Source organism: Methylobacterium sp. A54F (assembly GCF_053346035.1).
Map to the genome: position 1 here is coordinate 1 of NZ_JBKFBF010000207.1, position 285 is coordinate 285.

At 71.6% G+C, this 285-nt stretch carries 1 pseudogene; it reads right to left on the minus strand.

Features of this window, described 5'->3' with window-relative positions:
* Positions 1–185 (minus strand): annotated as a pseudogene (locus ACLBXP_RS25985) (hypothetical protein); the annotation flags it as partial.
* Positions 186–285 lie beyond the last annotated feature (100 nt).

Genomic DNA, 285 nt, shown 5'->3' on the forward strand with positions numbered 1-285 from the left:
GAGAAGACGAGGCCGCGCGGGCGCCGGCCCACGGGGAAGGTGCGGGTGACCTCGAAGGTCGCGGTGTCGATCACCGAGACCGTGTTGTCGCGCTCGTTCGAGACGAAGACCTCGTGCGCGGCGGCCGAGCCTACGGACGCGCAGGACAGGGCGCAGGACAGGAGCAGCAGGGCAGGGCGGATCATCACGGGCCTCGGTCTCCTCCGCGCATCGCCCGGCAGGCGCTCTCGGGCTCGTCGAGGCCGAGCGTGTCGAGGTCGGTGCGCTTGTGCAGGAAGCCCTCGA